Origin of the sequence: Alcanivorax sp. 1008, from assembly GCF_020667895.1 — a bacterium.
In the GTDB taxonomy this organism is placed as follows: domain Bacteria; phylum Pseudomonadota; class Gammaproteobacteria; order Pseudomonadales; family Alcanivoracaceae; genus PGZG01.
In genome coordinates this window covers 1-13,304 of the sequence record NZ_JAFMPS010000007.1, presented here as the reverse complement: position 1 = coordinate 13,304, position 13,304 = coordinate 1, and the positions used below count along the sequence as shown (strand labels likewise).

The 13,304-nt window shown below is 52.8% G+C and carries 10 protein-coding genes; 2 read left to right on the top strand and 8 right to left on the bottom strand.

Annotated elements, in window-relative coordinates; all coding sequences use genetic code 11:
- Window positions 1-33: 33 nt before the first annotated feature.
- Window positions 34-1,209 carry an acyl-CoA dehydrogenase family protein gene (locus J1C54_RS09640; RefSeq protein ID WP_370635641.1) on the bottom strand — a complete coding sequence of 392 codons (1,176 nt, stop codon included), beginning with the start codon at window positions 1,207-1,209 and terminating at the stop codon, window positions 34-36.
- Window positions 1,210-1,394: 185 nt separating this feature from the next.
- Here J1C54_RS09640 and J1C54_RS09635 point away from each other — a divergent pair, with 185 nt between their 5' ends.
- Together J1C54_RS09635 and J1C54_RS09630 are read left to right on the top strand one after the other, a co-directional pair.
- On the top strand, window positions 1,395-2,084 hold the full coding sequence (locus J1C54_RS09635) for a TetR/AcrR family transcriptional regulator (protein ID WP_229146877.1): 690 nt from the start codon (window positions 1,395-1,397) through the stop codon (window positions 2,082-2,084).
- Entirely contained in the window at window positions 2,081-3,820 is a 1,740-nt protein-coding gene (locus J1C54_RS09630) for an AMP-binding protein (protein ID WP_229146876.1), read from the top strand. The genes J1C54_RS09635 and J1C54_RS09630 overlap by 4 nt, the downstream gene beginning before the upstream one ends.
- Before the next feature lie 162 nt (window positions 3,821-3,982).
- Here J1C54_RS09630 and J1C54_RS09625 read toward each other — a convergent pair whose 3' ends face one another.
- The 7 genes from J1C54_RS09625 to J1C54_RS09595 all read right to left on the bottom strand — a co-directional run bounded on the left by J1C54_RS09625 (window position 3,983) and on the right by J1C54_RS09595 (window position 12,666).
- Window positions 3,983-4,399: a hypothetical protein gene (locus J1C54_RS09625; RefSeq protein ID WP_229146875.1), complete on the bottom strand. Its 417-nt coding sequence runs from the start codon at window positions 4,397-4,399 to the stop codon at window positions 3,983-3,985.
- A gap of 416 nt (window positions 4,400-4,815) precedes the next feature.
- Window positions 4,816-7,086, bottom strand: coding sequence for a hypothetical protein (locus J1C54_RS09620; RefSeq protein WP_229146874.1), 2,271 nt, complete (start codon window positions 7,084-7,086; stop codon window positions 4,816-4,818).
- Entirely contained in the window at window positions 7,086-8,195 is a 1,110-nt protein-coding gene (locus J1C54_RS09615) for a hypothetical protein (RefSeq protein WP_229146873.1), read from the bottom strand. Before J1C54_RS09615 ends, J1C54_RS09620 begins: the two co-directional genes overlap by 1 nt.
- Window positions 8,185-8,820: a hypothetical protein gene (locus J1C54_RS09610; protein ID WP_229146872.1), complete on the bottom strand. Its 636-nt coding sequence runs from the start codon at window positions 8,818-8,820 to the stop codon at window positions 8,185-8,187. The genes J1C54_RS09615 and J1C54_RS09610 overlap by 11 nt, the downstream gene beginning before the upstream one ends.
- Window positions 8,820-10,229, bottom strand: coding sequence for a hypothetical protein (locus J1C54_RS09605; protein WP_229146869.1), 1,410 nt, complete (start codon window positions 10,227-10,229; stop codon window positions 8,820-8,822). The genes J1C54_RS09610 and J1C54_RS09605 overlap by 1 nt, the downstream gene beginning before the upstream one ends.
- 331 nt (window positions 10,230-10,560) lie before the next feature.
- The gene (locus tag J1C54_RS09600; RefSeq protein ID WP_229146867.1) at window positions 10,561-11,601 is read right to left on the bottom strand and encodes an AraC family transcriptional regulator; all 1,041 of its coding nucleotides are present in this window, start codon (window positions 11,599-11,601) and stop codon (window positions 10,561-10,563) included.
- A gap of 378 nt (window positions 11,602-11,979) precedes the next feature.
- A complete protein-coding gene (locus J1C54_RS09595; RefSeq protein WP_229146864.1) occupies window positions 11,980-12,666 on the bottom strand; it encodes a hypothetical protein in 687 nt (228 codons plus the stop codon).
- Between the last annotated feature and the right edge of the window lie 638 nt (window positions 12,667-13,304).

The following is a 13,304-nucleotide window of genomic DNA, read 5'->3' as shown; positions in this document are numbered from 1 at the left end:
AAAACGGCCCCGAAGGGCCGTTTATTTCCATGATCAGATACCGCGGGAAATCAACTCTTTCATGATTTCATTGGTGCCGCCGTAGATCCGGTTGGCGCGATTATCGATATAGGCGCGAGCAATCGGATACTCGAGCATATAGCCGTAACCACCGTGCAGCTGAACGCACTCATCGACAACCTTGCTAAGCAGATCAGAGACCCAGTACTTAGCGGCGCAGGCCGCTTCCGGAGTCAATTTGTTTTCCAGCACCAGCTCCATGCACTTATCCACATAAACGCGGGCGATCTGGATCTCGGAGCGCATTTCAGCAAGCTTGAATCGGGTATTTTGATAAGCCGAAACCGGCTTGCCGAAAACCTGGCGGTCTTTAACGTACTCAACCGTGGTGGCTAGTGCATGCTCAGCACCGGAAACACAGATAATGGCAATCATCATCCGCTCCCAAGCCAGCTCCTTCATCAACATGATAAAGCCCATACCTTCCATGCCGAGCAGATTGGATTGCGGCACCCGGACGTTGTCAAAAAACAGCTCGCAAGTATCCTGACCCTTCATGCCCACTTTCTTCAGTGGCTTACCCTTGGTGAATCCAGGGCGATCAGCCTCGATGATCAACAGGGAAACATCCTGAGCACCCTTGCCAGAATCACCGGTGCGCACTGCTACAACTGCCATATCGCAAAGGTAGCCATTGGTGATAAAAATCTTCGACCCGTTAACAATATAATCATCACCGTCTTTTTTTGCCGTGGTCTTGATGCTCTGCAGATCTGAACCGGTACCTGGCTCAGTCATGGCAATGGCGGTGACGGCTTCACCACTGGCCATTTTCGGCAGCCAATTCTGCTTCTGAGCTTCGTTGCCAAAGTTAAGAATGTAGTTGGCAACAATGTCTGAGTGCAGGGAAAAACCGCTAGCGGAATCGCCGACGCGCGCCTGCTCTTCCATCATGATCATGCTGAAAAGGCGGTCCACAGCGGAGCCACCGTATTCCTCTGGCATGGTTGGACACAGCAAGCCCAGCTCGCCCGCTTTGTTCCAGAGACTCCGATCAAGATGCTGCTGCTCTTCCCACTTTTCGTGGTGCGGCGCGATCTCGGTCTCAAAGAAGCGGCGCGCAGTAGCACGAAACGCCTCATGATCCTCATTGAACAGGGTGCGCGGCATCATCGGGTTAACCGGCTTGGGGACGTGGACATCTGCCATGGAAAAACTTCCTGTGTAACGGGTTAAGGGGAGTGGCCTGATCACAGGCCATTTACAATACGGACGTTCAGCATGTTTAATGAAGGCCGCGCCGAGGTCAATGCCGGAAACGCCCGCTTAGGTGACATTTCCGCTCACCTCTGGCAAACCCTGTCACCCGAGAAGGCCGCAAAAGACCGATGTCCGTGTCCAAGCCACATACTGACGCACCAAAGCCCCGGCGCACCCAGGCCGAGCGCAGCGAATCCATGCGCCAGCGTATCCTTGATGCGACGCTGGAATGCCTGCAAACAGATGGCTACAGCGGCACCACGGTCAGCCGCATCATCGAAGTCGCCGGGGTGTCGCGCGGCGCTCCACTACACCACTTTCCCAGCAAGAGCGCGTTGATTGCCGCCGCAGCGGAGCAACTGATTCGCCGGGTCTACATCCAGATGGGCAAGGCGGTGGCAAAGCTGCAGGGCTCGGAAGACCGTCTGCACGACCTGATCTACAGCGCCTGGAAGAATGTTTTCAACCGGCCCGAGCATATCGCACTGCATGAGCTGCTGGTGGCCAGTCAGCGCGATGCCGAGCTGGCAGCTATCCTGCAGAAAGTCTGGACCGCTGGCTATTTCACCCTCGGCAATGCCGCCGATCACTATCTGGAACCGATACGTGATCAGGCCAACGTCCGCGAGATGATGATGCTGACCCAGTGGCTGCTGCGCGGCATGGCGGAGGACCTGCACATTGTTGCGGATCGCAATTTATTTGATCGATATCTCAAGCTCTGGTGTGAAATGCTGGCGGTGCACTTGCGCGCCCGGGCCGGCATTAGTGAACCGCCACCACGGCCGCCACAATGGGACAGCTCACTGAGGAAGCTGTCATGAAAGCCGTTGTAATGCCTCTGCGCGGAGCCTTGGCTCCGGCCCGGCAACTCGGCGCCGGCCGACTGTTGCGGGCGCTGCTACCGGCGCTGCTACGCGGCAAGCCGATTCAGATCAGCCGCCACACCCTGCTGTCGCTGTGGCAACAGTATGGCCAGCGCGAAGCGGTTATTGCCGGTGACGAGCGCGTCAGCTTCGCCGAGTTCGCCGATCGCGCCGTGCGCCTTGCCAATGTGCTGCACGACCATGGCCTCGGCGCCGGCGACAGCATGGCATTGTTAACCGGCAACAATGCACTCTGGTTCGAAGCGATGGCCGCAACCACCCTGCTCGGCATGAAGATGCCACTGATCAACTGGCATCTTAACGACACTGAAACTGCCGCCTGCATCCGCCTTTCCGGTGCCCGGGCACTACTGGTTAGCGATCTGTTTCTGGGCAAGATCGAACCGGCATTACGCAACTCTCTGCCGCTGATTCTGGTGGCCGGTGACAACAGTGATGGGTTGCCGACGCTGGATGCGGCATTGGCCGGCGCTGGCACCAGTCTGCCAGATGGCGAGATCGGTTTCTCACCGAAACTGTTCAGCGGTGGTACCACCGGCACGCCCAAATTTATCGAGCTGGATCGCGGCAAATTGCGTCGGCGCCAGTCCAGCGGACTGGCCCCGGGGAAAACAACGCTGTTGCGACTGGTCTGGCAATTGCTGTCGGTGCCGGCGCTGCTGCAGCTCGACCGCATTCGTGATCCGCACAGCCATAATCTGCGCTCACTGGTATGCAGCCCGCTTTATCATGCCGGCGGCCAGGCCGCCGCTTTTCCAATATTCCTCGGTGGCACCATCGTGACCATGGAAAAGTTTTCGCCACAGGAATTCCTGCGTCTGATCGAAAAAGAGCGAATCAACTGGACCTTTGTTGCGCCAACCATGCTCGAACGGGTGCTGGCACTGCCAGAGGCCGAGCGGCGCCGCTATAACCTGTCCAGCATGCGCGTGCTGATCTGCAGTGCGGCGCCCTGCCCGGCCAACGTCAAGCGCGATATCAATGCCCTGTTTCGCCGCCAAGGCAACTCTGACGATGTATTTCATGAGTTCTACGGCAGTTCTGAGTCCGGCCCGGTGACCGTGCTGGTGCCGCAGGACTACGCTGATCATCCGCAGCGCTACCACAGTGTCGGCAAGCCCCGCGGCGGCGACTGCCGGGTCTTTGACACGGCTATGCAGCGCTGGGCCGAGCCAGGCCAGACCGGCAAGATTCTGCTGCGCAGCCCGGCGGTCTATGCACTAGCGTACGGTGGCAAATCAGAAGCGGAAATGCGCAAGCATTTTGTCGAGGTCGACGGCGAGCTTTGGTACGACGATGGTCTGGCCGGCTATCTGGATGGTGATGGTTATCTGTTTATTACTGGCCGCGACAAGGAAATGCTGATTGTCGGCGGGGTGAACATTTACCCGAATGAGATCGAGTTTGTACTCAAACAACACCCCGGCATTCTTGATGCCGCTGTAGTCGGCATACCGGCCGGCGATCTCGGCGAAGTACCGGCAGCCGTGGTCAGCTGGCGCAGCAATGTGGCGAAGGACGATGAAGCCAAGCTGATCGAATTCTGCAAAGCAAAGGGACTTTACGGATTCAAACTGCCACGCCGAATCATCATTACCGATGACCTGCCACGCGATGGCGCCGGCAAGTTGCGCAAGACTGAAATTCGTAGCAACTACGGGCTAATCGACTGAGCGATAAACCAATGCGGCCCGCGTTGCCGCATTGGCATGACCATTGCTAATGGACTGACCATGATACTCAGCGCAAACCGGCTTCAAAAGAACCACCGGTGCCCGCTTACATCACTACAGAGATGCGCATCTCATTCTTCTCTGGCCTTAACGCCAAATGCTTCAGTACTGGGCAAACAGCTTGCGGGCTACTTCATTGCCAAAAATTGAATTCTGCAGAAACCTGCAAAGCTCTTCATCGCTTATTGTGCTTTTTGCGGATGTAGAACCATAATCATCGGAAGATCGGGCTACAGCAAGCGCCCAGATATATCTCTCATATTTGTCGATCAAATCTCCAAATTGAGTCGCAGCCGTAGCGCCCAAGCTGGAGTGAACCGCATCTACCAGATGCGGCTTTTCGTTGATTGCTCCTTTAAGTGAAAGTGTTTCAAAGATCCTTTCAATTATTGATAGGACTTTTCCGTTTATTTTTATGCTATCGCCTTCAGTTTCTATTTCAAAAAGACCGAAAAATACCAGCATTGTATCAGGACTTAAACCTTCAAGAAGAGCTTGCTTCTTATCTCTCTGATTCATAATCAATGCTCACTTTTTCTCACAGCAATGGGAAGCCTGATCTGCAACGTTCCTGAAGCATAAATACCCTGGCCATGACAGTCCAAGGTGAAGATTCCAGGTAGCGATGAGTGACTAACTCCAAGCCCATTATTGCGATCATGCAATACAGCTCCATTGCATTATACCGCACTGATCGAGAGCTCTATTTTTTGGCCAGTCCTCATCCTTTTTGATAACTCAACTTAGACTGCAAGAGAGGGTAGCGGACAAAGTATGCGTCGGGGCATGCAGCGAAGGACAGAATGCTTTCTTAAACGGACACTCATCGTGCCAACAATCATAGCACTATGATTCAAAAACCTGTTTGACCAGAGGTAGACGGTGGCAGCAAGCAACTCACAACACGGAATTCAAATTTGGCAGCCACACTGAGCTTACTGCTTCTTGATGGAAATCCTGCTTTCCCATGTGCCGCCAGGGATAGCTGTGTGTAGCCAGGGAGCCCCACTGAACGTAAATGTCCCGGTAAGATCGGTGCCAGCCGTAGGACCAGCCTGCCCGGCAACGACACTACGACCGATATCAATCTTGTTCGCGATAACCAATGCCGGACGGTTATCTGCGGTTGCCGATGAAGAAAGGACTTGAATGCGACCATCGCGCCAACGGATGGTCCCGTCAACATTACCTAGTCTAAGGTCTGCAGCCGGTTGTGATGGTTCGGCCAGTGAGATGTAGGCATCGCCAGAAAAGTCCAGCCGACCGTCAAAAGCAATAAAGGTTTCACCGGGATTAGCACTGGCGTTTCCAGGGCTCAACGCAAAAATGAAGTTGTCCGTATCGAGGTTAACATCCAGCAATGAAATGTTAATTGTTCGACTTAAGTCGTCAAGGCTGCCCGCGCCCAGTGCGCCCCTGAAGCCGAACTTTGACCCGACTGAAGTCTGCACCCACAAACCGCCTGGAAAGTCGGCATAGGCGCCGTCAGGCTCTGTGACACGAAAGTACAGATCGTTGGCCTTCCAGATCAAATCAGCATTTAATAATCCGAAAGCGTATGCCGATGAAGTGCCGCCAGATGGGGTTGGGAAAGCCTCGCTGGTGAGGGTATCAGCGATGCCGAAATGCGTATGTGTAGCCCAGTTGTCTCGAACACTGCCATTGCTGGAAAACGCACTTTGCGCAGCGGCCCAATATCCCGGTGATTGCGCAGTCACAAGAACATCCGCTTTCAAGCCAGTTGTCGTAGTCTGATAGGCCGAGCCATTCCAACTAATACCTTCCGGATACAGCATGACGTTAGCGTCAAGCTTTCCATATGTATATAGCAAAGACCAGTTGAATATTTCGGATTCTATGGCCGCACCTGGATCAATGACTTCGACCTGGGAATTGTACGCATGCAAACCGGCGTCACGAATCAAGACGCCAAGCGCAGACGAGCTGTCCAACGCGAGACTCTCCGAGGCACCACCAGCGCCGGCACATGCCCCAGAAGTCAAATTCCCGGAAGCTGGCAGTACACCGCCAAAGCAAATCCCCGCTGCAGGATTTGCCTGCGTAAAGACATCAACAATCAGCGGGATTCTGAAATCGTGTGGGGCGCCCGACAGCCTCTTCCAGTCAAAGAACCGGATAGTGGTGCGGTTGCCCCCCGCCTGCCCTAGCAACCAAGCGAAATCGGAGTCGTAATCCCATTCAGCCAAAACGTTAAGGCCCTGGCTACGGGCTGTAAGACCGCTGCCGTCATAGTCGTTGAACTGGCTTCCCGCTATGGTCTCCTCACCATAGCCATAGCCGCCGGCAGATATTGTCACGCCCCCATTTCGCTCGAAAGTGCCGTCTTCGTCTTCATCAATGCCTGTAACTCCGCCGGCCCAACCGAACAAGATCATTTCCCCCCGCCCAGTGGTGTCATAGATTCGTGACGGAGAGCCTTTGTACAACAAATCGAAATTCAGTGTGAGGTCTATGTACGGCGCAGTCGCAACAAATCCATTGCTGCTCAAACCAACCGTCCCCAAGCCCAGGCTAGTATTCGCCCCCTTCACGAAGGCGTAGCTGAAGTCCAGGTTGCCGAAACTCAGCTCTGGCGCCAAGGCGGTGCCAGCGGCTTGGGAGTAGAACCAGTTACCGATAGTTTTAAGCTCGAGGGATGCGTCATCGTAAGCTATGTTCAGCAAGCCTTGATTGACAAGCCTGAAGTATCCCGCGCCCACCAAACCCATTCGGCCCCAGGAATTTGATGTAACGCCCAGCGCATTGCCCGGCAAAACAGCGCCGCCGCCAAAATCAAGCACGAGATCTCGCCTTGACGCCCAAGCGCTCTGATCGGTAAGCGGGATTTCAGCGGGATTTGTCAGGTTCCTCCAATCGAGAAATATGGAAACTCCGGGATCACCACTGTCGGACCCGACATCAATCTGCGTATCGATCTTAAACGCTCCACCATCATGGGAGTAAAGCGCTACATCAGTAATCCGGTGGGTCGCCTCGAGAGCGGGTGTTTCACTATCGTAAACAACATTAACGGAATCAGCCGTGATGACATTCTCTCCGACCCCGGCCGAGAGCGAAATCGCTATACCACTCTGGGCTGTGTGCTCGGACAAGTCGCTGTCAGACAGCGGGGTCAAGGCCCAACTGGGGGTAGCAATAAGAGCAGATACTAATAATAGCAGCACATAGGTCATGATTCTGGCCATCAACAGAACACCGCCGCACCCCAGCAATTATCCGCTGGTCGCTGCCCAATATCCTTGTTGTTGAACGGGACCGTTCCGACTAATCCAACACCCGCCTGAAGGATATTGAGTGTCCCCGCGTCAATACTCACGCCAGAGATATTGACGCTGTTGGGTGCTACCAACCACCAGCCCGTGTTGGCCGGATACAGATAACCGTTATTAAAACCGCCGGTTTTAGAGAATGTCGGCCAGGAAACACGCTCTCGCTGAAAAGAGAGGCCAAAATCAGTGGTATCGGCAAGGTCAATATTATGCAGGAAGCGCAAGTCCTCCTTGAGGACCGCAGTCAGCCGAGCCCGCCGAAGCAGCGGAAGGTCTATGACGGTTGATTTTGCAATCAACACGGGTTCATCAATACGGGAACCACGTACATCAGTGGTTTCATCAATCGCCAAGTTTTGTGGAATTGGAACAAAACAAAAAGGAGTGATGCACACCGTAGCGCTCGCGTTGCCTTGCAGCCGCAGCTTCAAGTCGCCGGAAAAGGTGTTGATGCCAGTATGACAGGCAACATTGTCGGGATTACTGTTGCATGAGTTACTATTACGAAAACTGCCCGCTGAAAGTACACCGTTAGCAAGCTCCGAGCCCAGGCGAAATCCAACAATTTCACGATTCACGCTGCCATCATTCTTGACGGCGAACTCAACATAGGGCCGCTTCAACGAAAAGGTGCTCAACACTGGATCGCCCGTGACGTCCGCACCAGCAACCGGATTAGAGCTGCCGGGGCCATCCGGGCCCATCAAGCGGAGATAATCCACATCAATGTCACAGGCGTTCGCCTTGATACCTTCATTAAAGCCCCCGCATCCCAGCTGAAGCTTGTCAATATTCATATTGAATTCCACCAAGGCATCTATGGAGAGACGATAGTATGCGAATTCATTGTGTGCCACGCCATCCGGACCCACACCATTGATGTAGTCCGCCTGGAACAGAGCCTGGCCTGAGAGTTCTGCTAGTTCTTTATCGGAGAGCTCCTCCATCGCCAATACGGCATACGGAAGCAGCAGCCCGACAACTGTGAAAAACGGGCGGAACCACGAGGAAATATTAGAAACCAAAGACACCGATCCTGCCCTCCATGCGAATAGAAGCGGGCTGAAACGTGTTCAGCGCGCCATCACTTCCCTGACCGACCTTTACCCCGACAATATTGACCAAACTGTTGTCCTGCGCGTAGCCCTGGGGACCATACTCGATGCCGATACTCTCGATCGTTAGCGCCAATCTAAGTGGATCACTAAGCTGGAACTGTACCAGCGGCAGGTTATAGACTGAACCGCCGGGGCTGCCCAGCAGCGGGTCTCGCAAGTCGTTGCCATTAGAATCTTCAAACTGTGATCCGTCGCCCGCGTGGGCTGTCGGGCCAGAACTGGATACAGCAACATCGATGAAGAGATTGGAAACCTCAATCACACCGTAGTAGTTTTTCAATGTCAGCCACTCATCGGTACGACCTTCAAACCGCAGTCCAAGGCGGCGCAGGCCCTCCGGCACGGTCATATCAGGTCGCCCAGAGCCATCAGAATCCGCGTTGATGCCGAGGTATAAATCAAGCGCGATGCCTTGTTGGGCAGCGACGTCGGCCAAGTCCGCCTCGGACATGGCATCCATGGCGAAAAGGCGCCCCGTGGTGGGAAGGGAAGCAAAGACCAGCATCGCTACTGCTAGAAACCGGATCATCATCACGTCCCTGACAGCGTTGTAATTTTGAGATTTTGAATCAGGATACCCTGAACATTTACCTCGCCAAGATTAACCGTTGACAGGTTCTGGTTGTTAGGGTTCTTTTGGGTCGGAGGCGGCGGGACAAGATTAAAAAAGCCTAGTTCTGACAGCTCCCATGCGTCCTGATCCTCACTGCGCCGATCGGAAAAAGCAGCAAATCCGCCCGGCTCCTCAGACATAAAGTAAATACCGTCTCCGGTACCGCTGATGCCGTTGTTTCCAAAATTCTGATCGCCAATTCTCCAGAAGCCATGGGTTTCGTAGTAGCGCTCTGGACGATTGGTTCGCTTGTAGCCAAGTCCCGCAGCGAGACCGCCAGGACCCGCACCCGGGGAAATACTGTAATAATCGTTGTAAAGCGCCGGCACTTCGGGAAGTGTGGTTAACTCTATTGTGAAGTTACCGTCCTGGGCCGGCACATCATCGAGAATCAGCGACATATAGTGCATAACCCCCAGATGAAGAACGGTATCTACACCCTTGAAGTACATCCCTGCGGTCTCGGTGAAGCTTGGTACGCTTTCCAATGCATTTGCGCTGCCTGCTTTCTGGCGCGCCGAGAAGTGCATATCGCCACTGACAGCGATGGTTCCACCGAGGCCATAGGTAGCAGGAATTCCAGGGAGAGGACCATAGGTCGTGCTGTACGCTGGACGAGTGGGATACTGGTACATGCGCCATACCGTGCCGAATTTCTTTGGTGTGACCGGGTTATTGTTCATGTCGATGGACGTGTACAGCTCGACTTCATCCATGATCACCCGAGACTGGAGGAACTGAAACCCCGTATCGACTCGCGAACCATGGTAACCACCGTCAAGACCCACCAGCAGTTCCGACCAGAAAGATGCCTTTAACTTGTCGTGCGAGGTTGGCGCAAGCAACTCAAAAACCGTAGGCTGGTCGACGATCGACCCATCCGGGTTATAGTAATCGCGCGTACCTTCGCTCACATAATCGAATACGCGAATAATAAACGGGTTATCCACTGCAGCGGCCAGCGGAATTGCCGAACCGATAGGACAGCCAATCCCCACAACACAACTTGTGCCGTCGTAGCTCTCGTCGGCTGTCGATATCGATGACGCAGCAGAGTAGGAGATGCCGTACCAGCGCGCATCACCGCGCTGGGATGTACTGCCAACGGGCGGCGGATCCCCGGTAACCTCCAGATAGCTGCCAGGAGAAGCGAGGAAGCGCCAATCCTCAAGACTTAGGACCAGGCCTGCACCGGAAACAGCCGCCATCTCGTCTTCATCCATTGCTTGCAACGCGTGCGTCCCGGAGCACGCCAGCGCCAAGCAAAAGGCGACCTGCAGACGGACTATCTTGAGTAAGGCTGGCCACATAAAGGTTTCCGCATTCAACTAGAGTCTATAACCACGTCAGCGGCACCAATACCCCTTGCCGACGCGGCTCGCCTGTCATGACCATCAACGATAGTCACATACGGTATTACGGACCAGAATAGCTGTATTCAGTGTGCCTGAGGAGGACGGGGGCGAAAGCTGTCCATAACAGCAAGAATTTTGTCTACAACTGCGTTGCATTGACGTTGGATCACTGGGCATTTACACCATCGGCCCGGCGAGAAATCCCTCCCCGAAAACTCCAATGGCAAGCCAACAAACGGACGACCTAACCACCAGCAGGAAGGCCGAAAGATTGACACGGGCAAGAAGAGAGCCCGCGCTACGTTTAGCTATTGGCAGACCGCCAACTGGCGGGCGTCTTGCCTGTATAATTCTTGAAAGCGCGTATAAATGCATTGCTATCTTGATAGCCAACCTTCAAAGCAATCAGACTGATACTCAATCTGCTATTTTTTAGTAGTTTCTGCGCACTTTCAAACCTGACCTTGTTCATCAGGTCTTTGAAGCTTGTCTTTTCCGTAGCCAATTTTCGGGAAAGAGTACGTGCTGTTACATTAAGAACAGAAGCCAATTGCTTCTGGCTGAGATAGATATCACTGGCAGCTCCATTTCTCATGACACTGAGGACTTTGGCTGACATTGATTCGGTTGGAGAAAGCCACTCTGCTTCTTCCCTTAATATTGCAAGGGCCTTTTCAAAAGTCGGTTTGTTCGAATTCTTTAAAGGAAGGTTCCATAGCTCATTAGGCGCTGAAGCACCCGAGAAGCTGCTATTAAATCGAACATCGCAATCAAAAGACTCCCCGTACACCTTTTCGGCCCGCCGATCGTCCATGTTGAGCCAGCACCCGTGCGCAAAATGAAGAGTTGGCCGCGGGAGCTGCCCCACCAATTCTTCGGCCATTCTTTTCATGAAGCACGTCCCGAGCTCTATCATCGCCGGACCCATTTCCTCAAAATCTGTGGTCAGCTCGAGTATCATGCGGGACTCAGCATCTCCCTCTTCAAACCTCATAGCCACACAAGGAATAAACAGATGAGCGTGCTCAATGGAAACCAATAGGGAGTCTTTGATGGTCAGAGAACTCATGCCAGCGAGTGTCAAGACCCCAAAACCGGACCAAGAATAGTATTTCAACACGGTCTGGACAGGAAGAAGTGACTCCGGAAAGCTCTTTAGTTGCCGCAAGAAGAAAAGAAACTGATCGCCATCAATTCTGGTTGCCGGGTCGCGGAACTGCTCTTCCTTTATGTTTAACGCTTTCAGCAGCATGGGGAACACCCCTGGATAGCCAATATCCGGGAGCATCCGCTCAATAAACTGAAAATGAGAGACGGGAAACCTGAGTTTCGAGCGAGCGATCATACTACAGAAGCCTGCGTTATACCCACAGTCCTAAGTCTAAGTTCTTAGGCTGATACGGGTCAACCACAACTACTGCCGATAGCCCTGTCACGGCGCCAGTGCGCTTCCAGCAGTCCAGGCCCCTACTTTCTCTCATTTTTGTCAATACCCTTTGATTCGGCCGACTTCCGGCCATCAGAGTCAGGCTCATGCTTAACGTACCCTACCTTCAGGTACCATTGATCATCGTTTCTGGCATCCCTTATCTTTCTCTTTTCCGGCCCGACATACTGCCCGCTATGTTCGCCACGACGGTCTTTGAAAACACTCATAAGTACACCTCCAACATTGCTAATACCTGGTTACAGGTCGGATCAAAAGGTTCACACAGCAGTTGCCTTACAGACAAAATCTTCTAAGTGCCACCGACCTGTTTCCGCTACTTTTAAAATCGTAGATTCGCTTCCTTTCAGGAAATGACGGAAACACAAGGGTTCGAATATTTCTGTAATCGGCTCGACGGCGATCCACTCTGGCAGTTGAAAAAGCCTGCCTGGCGAGAAAGAAAATGTGCGACTCTATGACGTAGCAAATTAGAGTACTATATGAACAACTCTGTTCGTTCGGTGCGCGAAACTCCATTAACTTCCCGCTGCGTACAGAAAACTCCACATTTGTCATCTGCTGAATTCTCTCTTTATAGACGGCCTCATACTCTAGCAGTGCTGCATCAATTTCGTTGCTTTGACTGAAAGGGAGCATTACCTCTGAATACAAAGCGCCATAATCCAGAGGCCAAATTCCACTGTCTGACGCACGGAGCATTGCATTTCTTTTTTCGTTAAGGGAGCCAAACTCCTTTCCCGGAAAAACCATTTTCATTGCATCACTGAGTTCATATTTCTTACCAACAAGAACTTCTAAGTCGCTATATCGATTAACGTCAAGCTGCGATTCAATTAACGATTTATGCAGTGCAATAAAAGCAAAGATAAAATTCCCTACATCGCAGAATTCCATGATCCTTAACCGAATTGGTAAATATGGGATAAACGCAAAATGCGACACCTTGCTTTCAATAACCACGGACTATCAAGCTTGATCCAGGCTATCTGCATTACATAAAAGCAAACGCCGTTTATACAGCCGCGAAATCAATTTCTATTAAATAAGCGCACTGTCGAAAACGAGTTTTTCTTTTGCGCCTTACCTTAAAAAGGATGCCCTTAGAAGCGCAGCAGCTAACTCATAACAGGAGACTAGCAAATCCAGAAGGGATTGCTCACGCAGGAAGAGACAAATAGCTTGCTCGTTTAGACGAAATTCCGAGCACACCACCACGGCATTACAGCGTGATGTTCAGTTTTTGCTCTGATGATAACCCGGCTGTTCTGCTGCCCAGGCTGGCACAAATGAACAGCATCCATACAGCGCGCCCACCGTCGGGCTTCCCGGAAAACAGCTAGACGCTTGCGTAACGAATCAGGGTCAAACGAGGCGATGGCCTGGCCGGTTACAAATGAGCAACCGGCACAGGCAGTTAAGCAGGATTACTTAGAGGGTGGTAATCGGATCTTTCTTTGGCTGAGTTTTTGCGCTATCACTAACGTTAAATCGCTTCATGATGTTGATACTAAATGCCACTGCATCTTCGCTAAAGCTCGTTGCCATAAACCTTAAAGCCCAACCATCATTCAGGGCATAGTCAGCTCCAAGACCTACTC

Excerpts from the sequence above, each read along its gene's own strand:
- J1C54_RS09640 (WP_370635641.1), bottom strand. The coding sequence starts at position 1,209 with ATGGCAGATGTCCACGTCCCCAAGCCGGTTAACCCGATGATGCCGCGC.
- J1C54_RS09630 (WP_229146876.1), top strand. The coding sequence starts at position 2,081 with ATGAAAGCCGTTGTAATGCCTCTGCGCGGAGCCTTGGCTCCGGCCCGG.
- J1C54_RS09625 (WP_229146875.1), bottom strand. The coding sequence starts at position 4,399 with ATGAATCAGAGAGATAAGAAGCAAGCTCTTCTTGAAGGTTTAAGTCCT.
- J1C54_RS09620 (WP_229146874.1), bottom strand. The coding sequence starts at position 7,086 with ATGGCCAGAATCATGACCTATGTGCTGCTATTATTAGTATCTGCTCTT.
- J1C54_RS09610 (WP_229146872.1), bottom strand. The coding sequence starts at position 8,820 with ATGATGATCCGGTTTCTAGCAGTAGCGATGCTGGTCTTTGCTTCCCTT.
- J1C54_RS09600 (WP_229146867.1), bottom strand. The coding sequence starts at position 11,601 with ATGATCGCTCGCTCGAAACTCAGGTTTCCCGTCTCTCATTTTCAGTTT.